Genomic DNA, 22,260 nt, shown 5'->3' with positions numbered 1-22,260 from the left:
GTTCTTGGTAGCGCAATGCTCCTACCAGTGCAATCACATCTAACCCAAATTCTTGTTGTGGTAATGCCCAAGAACCTTCCTGTTCTGGTCGATACTTAATTCTGTAACGCTCACAAGACTTATTCTGACAACGGCGAATTTTTAACAGCAGTTGTACTACTCCTTTGAGAGTCCTCACGCGTCGCAGATTGTTGTACTCATTCCACATGGGTTTGCCGCAACTGGGACAATTCTGTTGCACGCATTCTAGTACTTCAGATGATGTCGCTTTTGCTTGAGGGCTTTTTCTTGCCATTCATGCACCACATATTCTCTGTGTTCCCTAGTTTACTTGAATATCTGACCCTCTCTAGCAAACTTTGCGGTTCTAGAAAAAAAGAAAGAAGAAGATAAATGATTTGAAAGCAACTGAATTTATTTATGGAACAAAGTCAAAACACTTGTTTCGAGACGCACAGCGTGAGGAACAATACATTCATTATAAATCCCTGCTCATTTATTTATGGGGATTATCTTTTTACCGAAGAAAGGTAAAGGGCAGGAGGTTTTAGAAAAACAATCTTACTTAAGTCTAGGGTGTTTAAAGACACCATTATTTATGAAAAGTAAGAAAATATGTATTTTGAGACGCGCAGCGCAAGAAATACAGCGTCCTTAGAAAATCCACATTTATTGCTTGGATTCAATCACTTAATCCATGCAATGAATCAATTTAAACCCTTTTACTCTTCTAGATAAAAGGGTTTATTTATTACTTATTTAATCCAGAAAGTAATAGAAGCGTCCGACAGACAGCAAACCACCTGTTATGAATGAAAGCAACACTTTTTCTTCCCCTACACCCTACACCCCTACACCCTTATACCCGTGTTTTTTAGTGATTTCTGCCAAACAATTCAGCCAGAACTGCTGAATTTAAATTAATACATAAGTCTAATTGCATTGGCTAAGAGATGTCCTAATCTAAGTATATAGAAACGAATTAGATATCTGCTCATGCTAAATTCGATTCTTCAAACACTTGCTGAAATGTTGGCTAACGGAGCTGTTCTCACTAGCACTGAGCAAATAGATTTTAGTCACCCTGCAAGTTTAGAAAAGAATCATAGAGAGCTATCACTTAACCTCTATCTCTATGATGTGCGAATAAGTAAAAAAATACCAAATAATGGCAGACAGGTTGAACGCTATTTTGATGATTCACGACAGGTTGCAGAAGTATCTAGAGCGCCTAGTTGGTTCGATATCTCCATTGTAATTACAGCGCGCGATCGCACTGTATTGGGAGAGCTTCACCTTCTATCTGAGACTTTACTGCTATTAATGCGTAGTCGAACGTTACGAGAGGAGTTTTTAACTCCTGACCTTCGCGGTCACGGCAACTTATCATTATCAGTCACTAGCGACCCACCTATTAATGTAGAAAGTTTATGGAGTTCTCTTTCTATTCCCATACGACCTGCTATTTATTTGACAGTAACTGTTCCCTTTAATGTATGGAGAAAAACAACTGTGCCTTTGGTTACTGAACGGCATTTTGGGGTCAATAATTCAATTCCAGCTATCAGCAAAAGTGGAGTTATAACTCAGCGATTTGCCATTGCTGGCATTGTCAAAAATACTATGAACGCAAAACCATTAAAACGAGTCCGAATCATGCTTCAAGGAACCGAAAAATCAGTAACTAGCAATGATGAAGGGTATTTTATCTTTGAGAATTTGACCTCTGGAAACTACATTTTACACTTGAAACGATCTGGCTATGAGTTTAAAACTTGCAATGTTTTTGTAGACGGAGAACCATGTATCCCCAAAGAGATATTACTTATGCCCGCCTACTAAATTTCTCTATCAATCAATTATCCAACAAATCAAGGAACACTTAACATGGCTAGACTAGATTACTTTGCACCAGGCGTTTATGTTGAAGAAGTCGATCGCGGCAGTCGTCCGATTGAAGGCGTTAGTACTTCGGTCGCCGGATTTATCGGTTTTACTGAAGATATACGAGGTGGGGCTGAACTCTTTAAACCTATGCTGGTTACAAGTTGGACTCAGTATCTGGAATACTTTGCCAGACCCAACTCTAACGGCTTCACAGAGTTCGATGCCTATTTACCTTTCTCGGTTCGCGGATATTTCTTGAATGGAGGCGGACGTTGTTGGATTACAAGTATTGGAACGCAACTCCCCGGTATTGGGCAAGCAAATTCAAAACGGCAAGCTCCTCCCTTAGAGATCCCAAGACGCGGTAATCGCCCAAGCTTAAATTTATTCATCCGGCCGGAAGAATTCGATAACGGGCCGATTAAAATCAAAATTCAAGATGGAACGCCTCTGGCGTTGCCTCCTGCAAAGGATGTCGATGGAGAAAGCGACGAGATTGAGGGTGAATCGCTCTTAACGATACCTCGTAATTCAGGTCAGTTCTTCTCTTTAAAAGTGTGCCGAGATGAGCAAGTGCTTGAGGAATATAATCACTTGAGTATGGATCTAAAACCCCAAGCGCAGGCTGCAACCTACGTTGTTGAGGCTCTGAAAAACTCTAAGTATGTTTCGATTCAAGACATTGCTAAACCTGGAATGCCCATAGCCCGACGACCTTTAAATGGCGAATACGAACTACTGCCTCCAGCACCAAATTCTACACCTGAAAAATTTGCTCATGAAATAGAAGGCGATCGCAGCGAACGAACAGGCGTTCTCGGTATCTTTGAAATCGACGAGATTACAATGATCTGTTTTCCAGATTTAATGCGAGCTTATGAAGCTCAAATTTTAGATCTCGAACAAGTTCATGGTGTGATGGAGACCATGATCAGTATGTCTGAAGGTTCTACTAGCGGCGATATGCCAGGGCCAACTAATCGCATGGTTGTGTTAGACTCTCCCCCCGATCGCACTAAACCTCAAGATGTCGTTGATTGGTTAGATGATTTTGGTCGTCGTTCCATGTTTGCCGCTCTTTATTATCCTTGGGTTAAAGTACCTAATCCTCGAAATGCCGGGCGGCCAATTCTTGTTCCTCCTTCTGGGCACATGATGGGCGTATGGGGTCGAACCGATGAATCACGGGGTGTTTATAAGGCTCCTGCGAATGAAGTCCCCAGAGGAATTACTGGTTTAGCATACGATGTCAACTTCAGAGAGCAAGAACTCCTTAACCCGTTAGGTATCAACTGTATTCGGAAATTTCCTAACCGAGGAATTCGGATTTGGGGTGCTAGAACCCTGGTTGAACCTGATAAAACTGAATGGCGATATATCAGCGTCAGACGACTCGTCAGCTATATTGAACGCTCAATTGAAGCTGGAACTCAGTGGGCTGTGTTTGAACCGAATGACGAAGATTTGTGGACGCAGGTTAGATATACCGTTAGTAATTTTTTAGAGCGGATATGGCGCGAGGGTGCATTGTTTGGAGCTACTCCTAGCCAAGCGTTTTACGTCAAATGCGATGCTGAAAATAATACACCTGAAACAATGACTTTGGGGCGTTTATATATCGATGTTGGTGTATGCCCTGTACGTCCGGCTGAATTTGTGGTCTTCCGCATCAGCCAGTGGAATTCTCTAGAAACAGAACAAAACTAATAATCCTCTCAAGTCAACTATTCATTGCACGAAATAACTAGGAGAAAAAATCATGCCAGAGCAAAATTACATTGAATGTTCTAGCTTTACCTTTAGTGCTGGGTCTAAGATCAAGGACTTACCAGTCAAAGAGTTTAGTAATATGGGTATGGATGCTCCTCCTACGGATCATGTTGCTGGATCTGGGAAACAGGGAGAGAAAACATACCAGCCAAAGCCAACACCCGTCAAGCCGCAGAACCCAACAATTGTTTTAGCTGGATGTAAAGATAAGAGTGCCTATACTTGGTTTAATAAAGTTAATCCTCCTACAGGTAAGAATCCTGACTGGAAAGGACAACTTGAAGATGCAAAAATTACTGCGTATGCAGATGGTAAGCCAGTTATGGAATGGCAGATTAAGCAATGCTACCCCTGCAAGTATTCAGTCTCTTCAATGACTTCTGCTGGTGGAGAATTAATTTGCGAAACGATAGAGTTAGTTGCTCAAGAAGTCACACGCGAACAATAGTTAATATCTGTATTATCGCGCAAAAATAAATCACTTGCCCTCTTTCAATAGAGGGCAAACCTTCTTTTTTAATTTTGTTAGTTCGATAATTAAGCTCCTTTAGTTTGACGATAGAAATTATGGCAAATTCATCTAGAAGTCCCGTTTATTTTACTGCATCTAATTTCCATTTAGATTTAAAGCTTGATGGCTCAAGTGACTTGGTAGACGCAGTTTTCTTAGAATGCCAAGGATTTGACTACTCGCAAGATGTAATTGAGTTTTGTGAAGTTACTTCGGGTCGATGGGGCAAGGCAAGTAAAGGAAAGGTTGTACGAACGAAACTTCCAGGTAATGCAAAGAGCGGAAATTTAACATTACTTCGAGGAATGACAAGTTCGATGGCTTTATGGAAATGGTTTGAGTTGACCGAGGATGGTAACTGGGCTAAACAGCGAAAAAATGCTATTTTAACAATTTATGAAGATGGAAAACCCCAGGCAAGATTTGAACTGACAGCAGCTTGGCCATCGCGGTACAAAATTTTAGATGTTAAATCTAATAGCCAAGAGATAGAAATTGAGGAAGTAGAAGTAGCCTACGAAGGCTTTAAACGGGTGAAGTAAGTAGTTGTACAAAATTAAATTCATTGTAGAGAAGCAAAATCATAAAACGAAATTTATTTAGTGTAATTGCTGTTTTAGCAACATCTACTTTAGTAAGGATTAATAGCCCTGCGAGTGCAACACTTAGTAGTGCGGAATCAGAGTATGAATTGACATCTTTGATATAACTAAAAAAAGATTCTTTGCGCCTTTGTGTTTTTGCGTGAAACTCATTCATACTTTCAATCAGCAACGCCCATTTTTTTACCAAACTCCAACTTCATTTCTGGCTTTCTATCCTCACTAAGTCTTGATTCAAAAACTAGACTAAAAACTCGCGACAAAGCTCTGAATGAAGATAGTGCATTAAGTGGAAATTTATGAGTAATGGATTAGCGATCGCAGCGATGACAGCTGTATTCAAAAACTTGTTAGAAGATGGTTTGGTTCAGAATGCAGCACTGTCGAGTATGGGAAATATACTAGTAACCACACTTCCCCCAGATCGGATTTCTATTGGAGTTGACGATCAACCCCAGCTAAATCTGTTTCTCTACCAAGTTTCACAAAACCGGAATGCAGATATGGGTGAGCGCGATCGCTACCAACCAGCCTATCATCAAGCCAGTACGGAAGAAAGTGCAATTCTCCCTTTGGCCCTCAATCTCCATTATGTATTGACCGCCTACGGAAACAAAGACTTTCAGACGGAAATGCTGTTGGGTTATGTCATGCAGTTGATGCATCAAACTCCGGTTTTATCCAACGCCGCGATTCGAGCAGCACTAAATCATGTCGCAACTATCAATCGTTCCGGTCTTTTGGCACAAGCGATTGAATCGACTTCTGTTGAAGCTTTGACCGAGCAGTTAGACCAAGTAAAGATCGTTCCAAACTTGTTTGATACAGAACAGATGTCGAGATTGTGGTCGCTCTTACAAGGTTCTTATCGACCCTCAATTGCCTACGAAGTATCAATGGTGTTTATTGGCTCTCAGATATCTTCACTTGCTTCAGGTTCTAGTAAGGGAGCATTGAATCAGCCGCAAATTGAGAAAATTGTTGCATCGCCTACAAATAGCCAGATTGTTGCGGGAAGCAGTCTAATCGTTTATGGCAAAAATCTCAGTGCAGATATAACTCTGCTGCGTCTGAACGCAGCAGAAAACCTCTTAGAACCACAAATTGTTGAAGACAATAGAATTTTGTTTAAACTGCCTCAAAATTTACATGCTGGGGTTCAAAAGGTTCAAGTTGTTCATCAACAACTATATAAGTACCAAAACTATAAAGATTTAGAGGTAGTGTCGAACGAGCAGACTTTCATTTTACATCCAACCATAAACGATAGTGCTGTTATAGCTCTTCAAGACTAGTATGTGCGGCTACACCAATTCGTTTTACCAGTTAATATTGCTGAATAAATCTTTTCTTTCTTAGATAAGCCAATATCAGTTTTTTAATAAAAATAGGTGTAGTAAAATCTTATATGTTTTGAACATAAGTTATTGTTTTTGTAAATATACTCATCTATTTTTTTAAAGTAAAAGGTTTATCTTATATGTATACCTCAAATGATTCTGAAGATTGGTATGAATCTAATCGAAATTATTTTATCGCAGTCATTAATCAACTTCACACAGTTATTCAGAATTATATTAATCAGCTTGAAAACAATTCGGAAATAAAGCTTAGTAGCCCGAATCAATATCTACCTGAGCTTATGAAGCTGGAAGCAGTGATGTCGCAGCCTCCAGCTTTAGAACAACTTTGTCAAAGGTTTGAGCTTTCAGAATTTGAGCGCTCTATATTAGTATTTTGTGCAGCTATTGAAATCGATTCGCGTTTTTCAGAGTTATGTGTTGAAGCTCACAAGGATAATAGTCAATATCACCCAACATTTGCTTTGGCTCTTAGCGCACTGCCTAACCCCCATTGGAGCGCTTTGGCACCAGATGGAACACTTCGCTATTGGAAACTACTCAACTTCGGCTCAGGTAGTACCCTGACCAACAAATCTCTTCATATAGATGAGAGAATTCTTCATTATCTTATAGGTGTGAAAACAATAGATCCGTTATTGACAGAAATTACTGAGCTACCATTCTATACACAACAACTGATTCCTTCTCATCAACGCTTGGCAGATAGTATAAAGGCTCTGTGGGAATTGAATTCATTTCAGAATTTTCCGCCTCTGATTCAGCTATGCGGTTCAGAAATGGAGGATAAAACTGACATTGCTCAAGCTGTCTGTCAGCATTTTAATCTACAGCTAAGTCTTTTGAACTGCCATCGTATCCCTCTCAAACCCAGTGAATTAGAGATTTTTATCCGCCGACTGGAAAGAGAGTGTATTTTGGAGCGTAGAGCGCTGCTTCTAATTTGTGAGGATATCGACTATTCCGACAAGCTACAACTCGCTTGTGTGCATCAACTACTTGAAGAACTACAATGTTTTGCGATCGTTACGACACTTTTTCCACTTCAAGGCATAAAGCGTCAGATGATTCGCTTTGATGTTCCAAAACCCCTACCTCAGGAGCAGTTAATTACCTGGGAAACCTCTGTAGCCGAACTTAAAACTCGACTCAATGGGCAAGGGAAATATATACCAGACTCAAATCAACTGCTAGAAGACTTGCAAGGACTCACGTCTCAGTTTCAACTTAGTACTTCTATGATTCATCGAGCCTGTGAGGCAGCTGTCGGGCAGTTGACAATGCTCTCCCCTCCTTCCCTAAAACAGGCTCTATGGCAAAGCTGCCGCATCCAAGCTCGTCCTGGGTTAGATGAGCTTGCAGAACGAATTGAGTCTAAATTGTCTTGGGAAGATTTAGTATTGCCGCCTCTTCAGAAGGGAATCCTCAAGGAAATTTCGGCTCATGTCCGACAGAAAGCCAAAGTATACGAAAAGTGGGGATTTGCATCTAAAAATAGACGCGGACTGGGTATTACAGCCCTATTTTCTGGGCCTAGCGGAACCGGAAAAACTCTAGCAGCAGGTGTTCTTGCCAATGAATTGAACCTCGATCTTTATAAAATTGAACTTTCTGCTGTTGTCAGTAAGTACATTGGCGAAACCGAGAAAAATCTACAGCAAATCTTTGATGCGGCTGAGAGTGGGGGTGTGATTTTGCTTTTTGATGAGGCAGACTCTATTTTTGGTAAACGGAGTGAAGTTAAAGATTCTAAAGATCGCAATGCCAATCTCGAAGTCAGTTATTTACTTCAGCGAATGGAATCTTATCCAGGAATGGCTATTTTAACGACGAATTTACAGAGTAATTTAGATGCTGCATTCATGCGGCGACTTCGGTTCGTGATTCAATTTTCTCTCCCGGATGCCGCCCATCGAGCTGAAATTTGGCAACGGATTTTTCCACCTGATACGCCAACCGAAGGCTTAAACTTTGAAAGACTGGCTCAACTTAACGCTCCTGGCGGTAATATCCGTATCATTGCCCTCAACTCAGCCTTTATGGCCGCCGATGCAGAAGAGCCTGTGCAAATGAAGCATATTTTAAGAGCAACTCAAACAGAGTACGAAAAACTAGGGAAATCATTAACGAGCGTAGAAATTTCTGGCTGGATTTAAAATTTTGTCCCAATAAGTATCTATGCTAGTAAGGTAAAAGTAAGTAGGTCGATGTTAAAAATTGTTGTTATAACAAGGCAGGAGGCAGAGGGCAGAAGGCAGAAGGAAAGAGGGTTTTAGACAACTTTACTTTTTGTTACATACTTCGATTTATTTGCACCGTTCTACTTATAAGCATTTTGACCAATTTCTACTCTCAAGTTTTTTTATGCCTACAATCTGCATAATTAGCTTGCTTTGCTCCCAATAAGTTCAGTAAAGTTAAAATCATACAAAACAAGGCAGGGTATTTAATACTTACGTATATTCTAAGCCTCATTTTGTTGTCTATTAGGGAGAAAAAATTATGGTGCTTAATTTTACCAAAATTTATAGTATTCCTGTACTACCAAAGCGAAGGGATAATCTGGATAAATTTTCTACCTATATTGTACTAAATAACCAAAACAATCAATTAACGTTGCAATGGAAACATCAACCTTCTCTGCAACGTAATGTGAAATTATATAAAGAAAAACATGACTGTTTTTCTAATTTATTTCGCCGCGAAGATAAAGGAATAGACATTGCGAATTTTTGGCGAAGAGTAGCATTTGATGAATCACAGCTAATAGCAGATTGGGAACCAAGTAATAAAACACAACTTGCTTATGAACATTTAGCAAGTTACTTTGAAGAAAAATGCTACTGGGCTGCTAAAGACTTATGTAAAGAGCGTAACGCCAATTCTTGGGAAGAATATCTATTTGTTGCTAGATTGCTAGTTTACAACCCCCTAAAATTGAAAGAAATTTTAGTTAAATATAATTCTAATACTGCGAATTTAGATACATATATAACTACTACTTTGACAAATTATATTAAATCTTCAGCAGAAGTTAGTAGATTTTCGCGGTGGAGATTATTATATAAAAAAAGTGATAAAGAACTCATAGAAGCACTAAAAGTCTTCGGAATCACCGAACCAGAAATTTCATTAATTATTTTTGCTAGAAAATACTTTAAGCAAGTCTATTTAATTAACAAGATTAAAAATCCAACCAGAACTACAGGTAAAAAATGGATAGCCCCTGATGAAGAGGATTTTTCCAAATCTGCTCAATGTTATAACGCAGAAAAGGTATTACCAACTGCGCCTCATGAGGTATTTGCTAACTCGACTAAGGTGACTGCAAAACAAATTCAAGATTGGATGGAGATTTGCATTAAAGCTTTAGAAAGTTACCCGATATCAATTCTACCGAAATTTTCACTTGATGCCTTCCAATTAGGTGAATTTGAAGCTAAATCAGAATTACAAGTTCCGGAAATTGAATGGAAAAAGATATCAAGCACTGAAGATACAACAGAACAAGGATTTTTGGCGAATCAAGCTAATTCATTTTTATCTGAGCAACTTCAATCCATGAAACTGGGCGATCGCAAAGTTTTACTTCTCTATTATGGGTTTGGACTTAATCAAAAACAGCTAGCAGAAAGATTAGGAATCAATCAAAGTACAATTTCTCGTTATCTAACTAAATCTACAATCAAATTATTAGAGACTATAGCAAAAATCTCCCAACCCCAACAATGGGTTAAACAGTATGTAAGACGATGGTTAGAAAGTGAGTATCAAGCACCAGTACATTCAGATTTGATTCAAGCAGCTTTGGTATCAGCCATCAAGAAATTAGCAAACGAAGAACGCGAAATTTTGCAACTTTATTATGGCGAACAAATAGATGAAATAAAAATTGCTTCTCAGTTAGGTATGAGCTTGAATGAAATAGCTACAAGACTTACGAAAGTAAGAAATCATCTCCAAGACAAATTGATGCAAGAAATCAACGTTTGGATGAAAGAATATTTAGAAAAATGGTTAGGTAATTACTACAAATCTCTCATCAAATTAGTATTGAAAAAGGAAGCTCAATCGCCAAATAAAGAATTAAACCAAGAAGAAAAAATTTCCTTAGTGGAAATGTATATTCAGAATCAGTCGTATTAGCTGTATTAGGGAGAGTGAATATTATGCTAAGTTTATCAGATTTCATAAATATCGACACTAAGCATATTTGGTTGCAGATAGAGACAGCTGAACAAGAAAAAGTGTGGCAGCTTTCCCAACATCACTCAAATGCGATCGCAATTTACAATGCTTATCTCAATCGCATCTGCTTGAATACCTTACTTACTTGGTTTAGTGAATCGCTACAAGAATACACCTTACGTGCAGAGGTATTTCCTAGTGAAGAAAATTTACCTAGTATCTTAGAGATCGTAAATGGCACAGCAATTAAGGTGGGTGAAACCAAGATAGTATTAGTACCAACTGAAACAATAGATATAGAAGAATTGTGCGTACCGCAAGAATGGGTAGATATTAATAGTTGGGCGGCTGACTATTATATACCAGTCCAGGTAAATTTGGATGACGATGATTCTTGGATACGAGTATGCGGATTTGCTACCCATCGTCAATTGAAAAACCAAGGCAAATATAATGCAAGCGATCGCACTTATTGTTTACCGATCGAAGAGTTAACTGAAAACTTCACCGTACTTTTTGCTACACTAGGATTGCGTTGGCGAGAAGAAGTTCCACCTGAAGCAACTTTGTCAGCAGCAGCAGTTCAAAATTTGTTGCAGACATTGAGTGATGCTTCTATTTATTCTCCCAGGGTACGTTTGGATATACCATTTGCTCAGTGGGCAGCATTAATTTCCAACGAACAGTGGCGACAACAACTGTATAATCAACGTTTAGGTAAAGAAAAAAATACTGTATCCATTGCTGAGAAATACTTGTCACCAAGCATAGACTCTTCATTAATTCAGGTGAAGCTGAATCAATGGTTTCAGAATCTTTTTGCAGCAGGTTGGCAGCCTATTGATGAAGTTTTAAATTCACAGTTAGGAAATTTAGCATTTGAGTTCAGAAGTTTTTCTGCAACCAAGAAAACAGGTGTAAGTGGAGTCAAGCTAATTGATTTGGGGGTAGAATTAGGAGGACAATCTTTAGCACTGATGCTTGCTCTCTCGCAGGAAGAAGACGAAAAAACTGCTATTATCGTACAAATTCATCCTACTGGTAATAAGAAATATTTGCCACCAAATCTCAAAGTTATGCTTTTAGAATCGGGAAACATTCTCCAACAAATTCAATCAAGAAGTCTAGACTGCTACATTCAACTTAACCGTTTTAAAGGTTTAAGCGGAACCAGTTTTTCTATCCAACTGACTCTTGATAATTTCAGGATGACCGAAAATTTTTCAATTTGAAATTAGATCGAGTTTGGGTGTAGATGCGTTCGCCTTTGGCGTTGCTGTAGGCTAGCAGTTTGTCGTCAGACATCGCTGATAAAATTTATTAATACAGGTTGGGTTGAACCTTGTAAAACCAACTTGAACTTTAAACTTTGGTAGAGTTTTTGTTCTTCAATCTAATCTAAAAACATTATAAGTATTTCAGCAGACTTGATATTAGCTAATTATTAATTTTAGAGCGAGTTTGGCTAATTAGTTATAATTTCCGAATCTATGCAGAAAACTTGAAAACCTTCCCCTCTGCACCTTTGTTCCTACAATGTTAAGAATAAGTCTTTAATCAGACACGATATCTATAAGGTAACAGATAATCACTTATAATATGTATTAAAAAGGTGTACATTCTGACTATAAATCATAGCTATCTTAATAATTAAAGATGAGTAAGTTAATTGTTATCAACTTAGAAAAAGGTAACTTCAACGATGGCTTTTCCCCTGTAACGGCACAATTGTGGGAAACTAACAACTCTCGTCCGATAAAATTTACAGGTAGTTTACCTCCTGCACCAGAAATTGCCGAACTCTATAAACGCTTTCAAATAATATATCAAGCAATTTATAAACGATTTGCGATTCGTTCAGGAATCGAAATAGAATCGACTGGGTTAACTAACGTTAGTGAAGTAGAATTTAGTGACGTTCAAGAACAGTTATATAAAGCAATTAATTATTGGCTAAACTCTGATTTATTTCGACCAATAGACCAAAAATTAAGAGAAAAATTGGCTTTAGATGAAGAATTTCAAGTCATTATTGAAGCAAGCGATCGCCTCCTAAGACGGCTACCTTGGCATTTGTGGAATTTTGTTGAGCATTACCAACTATGCGAGGTTGCTGTCAGTACTCCCAAATATGAGCGAGTCATACCATTACCCAAACAGAAAAAAAATAAAGTGAGAATCCTGGCAATTTTGGGTAACAGTCAAGGAATAGATATTCAGCAAGATAGAAATATTCTAGAACAATTACCAAATGCATCAACAGTATTTTTAGTAGAACCTTCACGCCAGGAATTAGATAAGTGGCTTTGGGACAAACAAGGCTGGGATATACTGTTTTTTGCGGGACACAGTCATAGCCAAGACGATCGCGGTCATATACATATAAATAAAACTAGTAGTTTAACAATAAACGAATTAAAAAATGCATTGAGTTACGCAATTTCACGCGGGTTAAAAATAGCTATTTTCAATTCTTGTGATGGTTTGGGATTAGCGAGACAGTTAGCTGATTTGCAAATACCCCAAATTATTGTCATGCGGGAAGAAATACCCGATTTGGTAGCACAAGAGTTTGTCAAACATTTCTTGAAGGCTTTTTCTGAAGGTCAATCTTTCTATTTAGCAGTACGTTATGCACGTTCGAGATTACAGGGGTTGGAAGAGGAATTTCCTGGTGCTTCTTGGCTACCTGTAATTTGTCAAAATATAGCGGAAGAGACTCTAACTTGGCAAGAATTATGCGGTCAAACTAACACAATTCCCATCCCGAAATTGACAGTACAGAATCTGAAAATCACATTTTTAGTGAGTATCTTGATTACTGGCTTAATTACGGGAGTGCGATCGCTCGGCTTCATGCAACAATGGGAACTATCAGCGTTCGACTCCATGATGCGGATGCGACCTGACGAAGGTGCAGATAAACGTCTTTTGGTAATTACTGTCACCGAAGCAGATATTCAAGCTCAACAACAAAGACAAAAATCATCACTATCAGATAGTACGCTACAAGAACTATTGCAAAAACTGTCACTTTACAAACCAAGAGTTATTGGTTTGGATATTTATCGAGATTTTCCGGTAGATTCTCAACATCCAGATTTAGCAATTCGTTTGCGAACAAACAACAACTTTATTGGTATCTGTCAAGTTAGTGGTAGCAAACAGCAAGCGGTTGGGATTTCACCACCACCAGAAATTCCATCTAGCCGTATAGGTTTTAGTGATGTTGTATTTGATAGCGATTTGGTAATCCGTCGTCATTTACTATCTATGACACCAGAACCGGAATCGAATTGCAAGTCGCGCTACTCCTTAAACTTCCAACTCGCACGACAATATCTAGCCAAACAAGGCATCCAATTCCATATTACTGACGACGGCTACTTACAGCTTGGCAAAGTAGTTTTTAAACCTATAGATGTCCCTACGGGTGGTTATCAACAATTTAACGCCGGAGGACACCAAATCCTACTCAATTATCGCTCTTCGCCGGAGGTTGCCAAACAAGTCAGTGTCGCACAAATCCTAAATAATCAATTTAACCCCGACTGGGTAAAAGATAAGATTGTTTTGATTGGTGTTGACTCACAAAGCGCTAAAGACTATTTTCTTACACCCTACAGTATGGCAACTACTCCCAACCAGGAAATTCCAGGGGTACTGCTTCACGCACACATGGTTAGTCAAATTCTCAGTGCTGTTTTAGACAAGCGACCGCTGCTGTGGGTTTTACCTGCATGGGGTGAAATCCTGTGGATCTGCGCTACGTCTTTGATAGCTGGAATATTAGCTGTATACAGTCGGTCGCTATTGAAACTTGCTATTCTCATCTGTGCTGAATTACTCATCCTCTACAGTTGCTGTTTTATTCTCTTAATATATGGAGGTTGGATGCCATTGTTTCCTTCTGCATTGGGATTAGCGATCGCTGGAATTAGTGTAAAAAAATATGAAGATAATATTCATAAAAAACAATTATAAATAATTGAAAATTTAATTATGACTAAAATCAACTTTCTTTCACCACTAAAAGCATTAGTATTGAGCGCAACTTTTTTATTAGTTAATATTACGCAATTAGCAGCACAATCTCAGCAATCAAACACTACAAGAATATGGTTTTTTCAGCCAACCTTAGAAAGGCAACCAGAAAATCGGGGTGCACCGAGAGACAGAAGAGGTGCAGGAACTCGCGGTGATTGCCCAGCTACTAACAAACCTCTTACAGCCTTAGTACCTTTGGTGTCAACAACTGCTAATCAAAAGCAAGTAACAACAGGCACAAACAATACACAATATGTTTTAGGCTTAACCACATCTGAACATCCAACTTTTTGGTTTTACGTTCCCTATTTACCCAAGAATCTCAACTCGGTGAAATTTGTCATACTGGATGAAAAAAATAACTCTCTCACCAAAGAACCAATTCCAATTACTTTATTTAACACGCCAGGAGTGATTAGAGTTAATGTTCCGAAAACTGAGAAACCTCTGGAAATTGGACAATATTATCACTGGTACTTTTTGATTGATTGTAACCCGCAAAACAATTCAGAAGATATAGCAGTTGAAGGGTTAGTGCAACGCATTGTCCCAAATGATGAATTAACGCGTCGCCTAAAAACAGCGACCCCACGTCAACGAGTAGCCCTTTATGCTCAAGCAGGTATTTGGCAAGATGCTCTAACTACTTTAGGAGAACTTCGTACTCGCCAACGCCAAGATGCAAGCTTGGCGACCGATTGGAAAGATTTGTTGGAGTCTGTGGGATTGGAAAATATTTCTACTGAAGCGATCGCTCCTTGTTGTACTCTCTAACATAAGGCATCAAGCATTGGATATCTGCGATCGCTTTTTCTACTTCTTTAGAGGGATGCAATTTTGGAAAAATATATATTGAATTTGCGCTTCCAAGGGCGAGAAATTGCAATGGCGTACCCGCACTGCGCTTCGCTTATCGCACAATTCCTAACTTATCAGTTCGCTAGTGCAATAATATTCTCTGCTAATTGCGCTATTGCCCAAATAACGCCGGATAACACTCTGCCAAATAATTCTAATGTCAGATTAGAGGGCGATACCAAAATTATTGAGGGTGGAACGCAAGTCGGAAGCAATCTTTTTCACAGTTTTTCCGAATTCTCTGTCCCTGCTAACAGCACAGCTTTGTTTAATGATGCCTTAGGCGTGCAAAATATTATTAGTCGAGTCACAGGTAGCAGTCGTTCTGAGATCGACGGCTTAATTAAGACAAACCCTTTTGGAAATGCAAATCTGTTTTTAATTAATCCGAATGGCATTGTATTTGGCCCAAAAGGCAGCTTAGATATTCGCGGTTCCTTTATTGCGACAACAGCCAACGCTTTACAATTTGGTAATCTAGGCAACTTCAGCGCTACAAATCCACAAGCACCTTCATCGTTACTAACGATTAACCCTTCAGCTTTTTTATACAACCAAATCACTACAGGAGCAATTCAAAATAACTCAGTTGCACCTGCTGGCCCGCATTTAGCAGGTTTTGAAACATTTGGTTTGCGAGTACCCGATGGTAAAAGCATATTACTAATCGGTGGTAATGTGACGATGGATAACGGACAATTAAATGCTTATGGTGGACGAATCGAATTAGCAGGATTAGCAGCTCCAGGAAGTATAAACCTTGTCACAGATGGCAATAATTTTAGTACTCAAGTACCAGAATCGTCACGCAGCGATGTATTTTTGAATAATGGAGCGATCGCTAATGTTTCTTATGCAACTGGTGGTAGTATTGCAGTCAACGCACGCAACATAGATTTATTAAAAAACAGTTCGCTCAATGCTGGTATCGAGGCAACTTTGGGTTCAGCAACTGCAAAAGCAGGCAATATTACTTTGGATGCTACAGAAGCAATCACGATACAAGAGCAAAGCGAAATTAGAAATCAGGTTAGAGAGAATGGGATCGGGAATGCTGGTGATATTAATATTACTACTGGCTTATTGTCCTTAAAGGGCGGATCTGGAATTTACACTCGTTCCTTTAGTCAAGGTAATGCCGGCAATATCAATATAAATGCTCGCGGACAAGTTTCTTTTCTAGATGGAAGTCTTAGCTTGACTACTTTAGAATCTACAGGTGTAGGAAAAAGTGGAGATTTGCAGATTCAAGCTGATTCTGTATTAGTTGGTAGCGGCTCTCAATTAAAGACTAGTTCCTTGGCTCAAGGTAATGCTGGTAATATCAATATAAATGCTCGCGGACAAGTTTCTTTTCTAGATGGAGGTTTTGGCTGGACTACTTTAGAACCTACAGGTGTAGGAAAAAGTGGAGATTTGCAGATTCAAGCTGATTCTGTGTCAGTTGGTAATGACTCTCAATTAAAGGTTAGTACTTTAGGCCAGGGAGATGCTGGCAATTTAACAATTGATGCTCGTAATACCGTTGACTTTTATAATAATTCCTTTGGCTTGGGCCAAGTTCAACAAGGAGAAGGTAATGGCGGAATCATAAAAATCAATACGGGTTCGCTCGCACTGAACAATAATTCGTTTCTGAGTGCTAGTACCCTTGCAAAAGGAAATGCGGGTAGCGTGCAAATACAAGCTCGCGATAATGTATCCTTTGCAACTAATAGTAAAGCGTTTACTACAGTCCAAGATGGTGGTATAGGAAATGCAAATGACCTTTTAATCCAAGCAAGGTCTGTTTCGGTTACTGATGGATCGTTTTTAACAGCAGGAACTTTCGGTGAAGGCAACGCAGGTAATGTAATAATTGATGCTGCCAATTCTGTTCTATTTGATGATAAAAGTTATGCTGCTAGCAGCGTAGGTTTAGAAGGATATGGCGAAGGATTAGGCAATGGAGGAATAATAAAAATCTCTACAGGTTCGCTTCAGCTTACTAACCAAGCCAAATTAACAGCAGAAAGCTACAGCAAAGCCGGAAATGCAGGTAATATCATCATTAATGCCCGCGATACCGTCTCTTTATCAGATGAAAGTTTGATAAGCAGCCTGTTAGGAAACCAAATAAAGGGTAAAGCAGGCAATATCAGCATCACCACAGGTTCACTCTCAGTTGCCAGTCGTTCCTCGCTCGACGCTGATACTTTTGGATTAGGAGACGGAGGTAATATTAGTATTGAAGCACGAAATAACGTGTCTTTTATCACTGAGGGAGGAGCATATAGTAGAGTACAACTAAATGCCAATGGTAGGGGAGGTGATATAGATATTAAAGCGGATTCTTTGACCCTGAGTGATGGTTCTTTTATGGCAACAAGCACTCTCGGACAAGGAAATTCTGGCAGTGTAACTATTAACGCCGCTAATTGGGTTAATTTAAGTGGAGTCAACCAACAAGATTTTCCAGGAGGCATTTACAGCGAAGTTGCGACCATTCAACCAAATAGTAATGGAGGCGATATAAATATTACTACTAGGTCGCTGAAAGTTACCGATGGTGCACGCTTGGCTACTAGTACAAATGGTAATGGAAATGCTGGTAAGGTCAATATCAACGCGACTGATTTCGTTTTATTTGATGGTGTAGGTAATAACAACAACAGAAGTGGCGCTTACAGTCTTGTGTTTCCTCTAGGAACAGGTGCGGCAAATGATATTAACATTAATACAGGTTCACTTTTTCTGCGAAATGGTGCGAACTTGCGCGCAGGCACAGACGGAATAGGAAATGCAGGAAAAATAAATATTACTGCCCAAGATATAGTATCTATTGATGGAACGAGCAGCAATGGATTTCCAAGTACGATTGAGAGTCAGGTAACAAAAAATGCTGTGGGAAATGGAGGTAATGTTGATATCACAACTAAGTCACTTCTTATTACCAATAGTGCCGAACTATCTAGCAGCAGTCAGGGAAATGGAGCAGCAGGCAATTTAACGGTAAATGCTAATTTGATTGGTCTTAACAACCGAGGCAAAATTTCAGCCGACACCGTAGCAGGACAAGGCAATATAAATCTAAATCCAAGAGATTTATTAATAATGCGTCGTAATAGTGAAATCACTACTAAAGCTTTTGGAAAAAATATTACTGGTGGTAATATCAAAATCGATGGCAAAAATGCCTTTCTGATTGCAGTTGCAAATGAAAATAGTAATATTCGTGCTGATTCTGAAGACTTTCGTGGTGGAAATGTCACGATTAATGTAGCTGACATCTTTGGTTTTCAATCCCAAACAACATCATCACCACAAACAAGTAGCATTACTGCAACAGGAGCAAGTCCTGACTTGAGCGGAAATGTACAAATCAATACCTTTGATACAGATCCTAGTAAAGGATTAGTTTCTTTAACAACAGATGTGGTGGATGTCGCTCGTTTATTAGACGATAATGTTTGCGATAGAGTTGCTAACAGTAGTTTCATTTATACCGGACGTGGTGGCTTACCTCCCTCTCCCAACAACACGCTTAATACTGATACGGGATGGGAAGATTGGCGACTCACTGCCCTGCCAACAAAAAGAGAGGGAGAAAGAGATAAGAGAAATTCAGAGTCCTCGCAAGGGGGAGAGAATAATTCCTTACGCCCTACTGAAATTGTGGAAGCGCAGGGGTGGATAATTAGTAAGAATGGGGAAGTGAAACTTACTGCTTATCCTTCCACAGCGACACCACACAAAGTCGGAAACTCATCATTGGCATGTCACCCGCAAATTGCCAATTAATGGCACGCGGTATCAGGTAATGATGATTGTTCGGGGGATTTGGAATGGCAAGACCTAATTTTTTGAATACAGCTAGAAAAAAAGGTGTATTTCACAAGTGGCGAATTACCCTGTTAGCTTTGCTGGGGTTGATTTTCAGCTTTGGCGTTCATCTGCTATCGGCAGCTTCTATTGTCCTTGCTATTGAGACTCCGACCCTTTCAAGTCAGCCAATGAGTAATGCTTCTATGTCCGGTATTCAAACCCCTGAAAGCATAGAACAACTAATGCAAAAAGGCAAAACTTTATACCAATCAGGACAATTTGCCTCTGCGGCGCAAAGTTTTCAGCAGGCTGCACAGGTTTATCAATCCCAAAATGATCTGCTGAACCAAGCTTTGGCTTTCAATTTTCTTTCATTAACTGAGCAAAAATTGGGCCATTGGAACCAAGCAAGCGTTGCAATTACAACTAGTCTTAATTTATTAAATTCATCAAAGTTAAGCAGTAATAATGCAAAACACATTTTGGCCTTGGTTCTCAACACTCAAGGCAATTTACAATTAGCACTAGGACAAGCTGAAAATGCTTTGCAAGCATGGCAAAAGGCAGCTAAAACTTATACTGAAATTGGCGATACTGCTGGTAATATTGGTAGTTTAATTAACCAGACTACAGCCCTCCAATCTTTGGGGCTTTACCGCCGCACGATGAAAATATTTGAGCAGGTAGAAAAAAATCTCCTTTCCATGCCAAACTCAGTTTTAAAAGCTGCTGGATTGCGAAGTTTTGGCAATTCGCTGCTAGCTAGTGGAGAGATAGAAAAGTCTCAGCAAATGCTGGAGCAAAGTTTGACAGTTGCGCAACAGTTGCGATCGCCACAAGAAGAAAGTGCAACTTTACTTAGTTTAGGCAATGCTGCATTCGCAAAGGGCAAGAGAAATTTCATTAAAGAAAGCACTAAAGAGGATAACTTTCTCCCGTCGCGGTGCGGACAAGCGATCGCCCAAACCGAGGATGCCAATTACTTCAAAAAAGCGTCTGACTATTATCAGGAAATCGCTAATAAGTCAAGTTTACCCATCACTGCCGTACAAGCACAACTCAATCGCTTGAGCGTATTGCAATTTCTTGGGCAACAACCGACGAGCGAAGAACTCGAATCAATTCAATCTGCACTCTCCAATTGGCCCCCCAGTCGAGCCGCAGTCTACGCCAAAATAAATTTTGTCCAGAGTTTGGTTTGTCTTGAAAAAGCGCATCAGCAGACAACAAAAGAAATTATCAATTCCCTAATCCTAAATCCCGAAGATATTGTCAAGCTATTAAATACTGCTGTGCAACAAGCCAAAGACCTCAAAGACCAACGAGCCGAGTCTTATAGTCTAGGTTATCTGGGTCAGTTTTATGAGTTGAGAAAACAACTGTCAAAGGCACAGCAATATACCGAATCAGCTTTAAACCTTGCTCAACTCATAAATGCACCGGATATTGCCTATCAGTGGGAATGGCAACTCGGACGCTTGCTTTTGGTACAAGGAGATTCAGAAACAGCAGTAGCAGCTTATACCACAGCAGTGGAAACTCTTCAGACTTTACGCGGTGATTTGGTAGCTCTTAATCCCGACATTCAATTTGACTTCCGAGATGAAGTAGAACCAGTATATCGCCAATTGGTAGGATTACTTTTACAACCCGACCGAACCGCGAATGACAAAGCGGTAACAAAACAAGTCAGTCAGAAAAACTTAAAGCAAGCTCGCAATGCGATTGAAGCTTTACAATTGGCTGAATTAGACAACTTTTTCCGAGATACTTGTATTACCATTCAGCCAACGCAGATTGACAAACTGGTAGACACTGCTAATCCAGGAACAGCAGTTTTTTACTCAATTATCTTAACAGACCGCATCGAAATAATTGTTAAATTACCGCATTCTCAAGAATTACGGCATTATACGACTTACAAACCCAAAGTCGAAATAGAAAATATTTTAGAAGCACTGCGACAAAAACTAGAACAACGGTATACATTTCGCGATCGCGAAGAGCTTTCCCAAGAAGTATATAACTGGATTATTAAACCTGCCATTGCAGACTTGGAGCAAAGTCATATCAAAAATCTAGTGTTTGTGATGGATGGTTCATTGCGGAATATCCCAATGGCTGCACTTTACGACGGCAAACAGTATTTGATTGAAAAATACAGCGTTGCCGTCTCGCCCGGTTTGCAACTGCTAGCACCCAAACAAAAGCAAAGACGATTTGAAGCATTAGTCGCCGGATTAACAGAATCTCGCCTCGGCTTTAGTTCCCTACCAAATGTCGCCACCGAATTGCAGCAAATAGAGTCTATTGTTCCTTCTAAACAACTCATCAACCAAGCTTTTACTGATACCAACATTAAGCAGCTAGTCAGTTCAGTTTCCTTTCCTGTAATTCACCTAGCAACTCACGGTAAATTCAGTTCTGAAGTTGATGATACATATATTCTTACTTGGAATGACAAGATTAAAATTAAACAGTTGCGTGAAATACTGCAAACTAGAGAACAAGTGGTAGGACGCTCCAATCGCGTACCTTCTTCAATTGAATTACTTGTCCTCAGTGCTTGTGAAACAGCGACTGGAGATAAGCGTGCTGCTTTGGGACTCGCTGGTGTCGCTGTACGTTCCGGCGCACGCAGTACTCTGGCTTCACTGTGGCAAGTAGACGATAAATCTACCTCCGTTCTGATGAGTGAATTTTATCGACAGTTAACCCAAGATGTTAATCTAAGTAAAGCAGAAGCCCTACGTCGCGCTCAAGAGTTTGTTTTGAAGGATAAAGGACATCCATTTTATTGGGCCCCGTATGTTTTAGTGGGGAATTGGCTTTAAGTAACTATCACTGAGGTTACCTACACCTCAGTTCGGGTTAAGAAAATTTTGCTGCTGGACTTAAGCACCAGTTCTAAAAATCGAACCACAGAGGCACAGAGAAGCCAGTGCGTTGCGGGGGTTCCCCCCGTTGTAGCACCTGGCGCGACGCAGAGTCATGAAAGTTCCAGAGATATTTTGCGTAAGTTTTAGGAGATTCAGCTAACGATAAAACCCACATTCCGCATAATTCTACTACGCCAGCCCTCTCTCGAATGGCACGCTTGTTAACGGTAAACCTAGTATTTATAAGGATGAGCGGGTGTAGGGTGTGGGGTGTGGGGTGTAGGGAATAAATTGGAGTGTCGTTTTGTTTGAGGCACTAAAATTCAATCGTGTTAAACCACTACACCCTGCCA

12 protein-coding genes and 1 pseudogene are annotated in these 22,260 nt (G+C 39.7%); 12 read left to right on the top strand and 1 reads right to left on the bottom strand.

What is annotated here, in order from left to right:
* Positions 1-295 (bottom strand): annotated as a pseudogene (locus tag I8752_RS37655) (ISNCY family transposase); the annotation flags it as partial.
* Between the two features lie 701 nt (positions 296-996).
* On the opposite strand from I8752_RS37655, the gene I8752_RS27500 reads away from it, so the two are divergent.
* From I8752_RS27500 to I8752_RS27445, 12 genes are all read left to right on the top strand, one after another.
* Positions 997-1,842: a beta-sandwich domain-containing protein gene (locus tag I8752_RS27500; protein WP_214435400.1), complete on the top strand. Its 846-nt coding sequence runs from the start codon at positions 997-999 to the stop codon at positions 1,840-1,842.
* Positions 1,843-1,887: 45 nt separating this feature from the next.
* A complete protein-coding gene (locus I8752_RS27495) occupies positions 1,888-3,594 on the top strand; it encodes a phage tail sheath family protein (protein ID WP_214435399.1) in 1,707 nt (568 codons plus the stop codon).
* Positions 3,595-3,646: 52 nt separating this feature from the next.
* Positions 3,647-4,105 carry a phage tail protein gene (locus I8752_RS27490; protein WP_214435398.1) on the top strand — a complete coding sequence of 153 codons (459 nt, stop codon included), beginning with the start codon at positions 3,647-3,649 and terminating at the stop codon, positions 4,103-4,105.
* 119 nt (positions 4,106-4,224) lie between these two features.
* Complete coding sequence (locus tag I8752_RS27485) at positions 4,225-4,710, top strand: phage tail protein (protein WP_214435397.1); 486 nt, start codon at positions 4,225-4,227, stop codon at positions 4,708-4,710.
* Positions 4,711-5,069: 359 nt separating this feature from the next.
* Positions 5,070-6,065, top strand: a complete 996-nt coding sequence (locus tag I8752_RS27480; RefSeq protein WP_214435396.1) for a DUF4255 domain-containing protein — start codon at positions 5,070-5,072, stop codon at positions 6,063-6,065.
* A 347-nt stretch (positions 6,066-6,412) separates the two neighbouring features.
* Positions 6,413-8,287, top strand: coding sequence for an ATP-binding protein (locus I8752_RS27475; protein WP_214435395.1), 1,875 nt, complete (start codon positions 6,413-6,415; stop codon positions 8,285-8,287).
* A gap of 346 nt (positions 8,288-8,633) precedes the next feature.
* Positions 8,634-10,277: a sigma-70 family RNA polymerase sigma factor gene (locus I8752_RS27470; RefSeq protein WP_214435394.1), complete on the top strand. Its 1,644-nt coding sequence runs from the start codon at positions 8,634-8,636 to the stop codon at positions 10,275-10,277.
* 23 nt (positions 10,278-10,300) lie between these two features.
* Positions 10,301-11,551, top strand: coding sequence for a DUF1822 family protein (locus I8752_RS27465; RefSeq protein WP_214435393.1), 1,251 nt, complete (start codon positions 10,301-10,303; stop codon positions 11,549-11,551).
* Positions 11,552-11,975: 424 nt separating this feature from the next.
* On the top strand, positions 11,976-14,303 hold the full coding sequence (locus tag I8752_RS27460) for a CHASE2 domain-containing protein (RefSeq protein WP_214435392.1): 2,328 nt from the start codon (positions 11,976-11,978) through the stop codon (positions 14,301-14,303).
* An 18-nt stretch (positions 14,304-14,321) separates the two neighbouring features.
* A complete protein-coding gene (locus I8752_RS27455; protein WP_214435391.1) occupies positions 14,322-15,140 on the top strand; it encodes a DUF928 domain-containing protein in 819 nt (272 codons plus the stop codon).
* A gap of 111 nt (positions 15,141-15,251) precedes the next feature.
* Positions 15,252-19,004: a two-partner secretion domain-containing protein gene (locus I8752_RS27450; protein ID WP_225895946.1), complete on the top strand. Its 3,753-nt coding sequence runs from the start codon at positions 15,252-15,254 to the stop codon at positions 19,002-19,004.
* Between the two features lie 44 nt (positions 19,005-19,048).
* Positions 19,049-21,862: a CHAT domain-containing protein gene (locus tag I8752_RS27445; RefSeq protein WP_214435389.1), complete on the top strand. Its 2,814-nt coding sequence runs from the start codon at positions 19,049-19,051 to the stop codon at positions 21,860-21,862.
* Positions 21,863-22,260 lie beyond the last annotated feature (398 nt).

Source organism: Dendronalium phyllosphericum CENA369 (assembly GCF_016056275.1).
Classification (GTDB): Bacteria; Cyanobacteriota; Cyanobacteriia; order Cyanobacteriales; family Nostocaceae; genus Dendronalium; species Dendronalium phyllosphericum.
The sequence above is the reverse complement of the archived record's forward strand: the minus strand, read 5'-3'. Positions and strand labels throughout refer to the sequence as shown.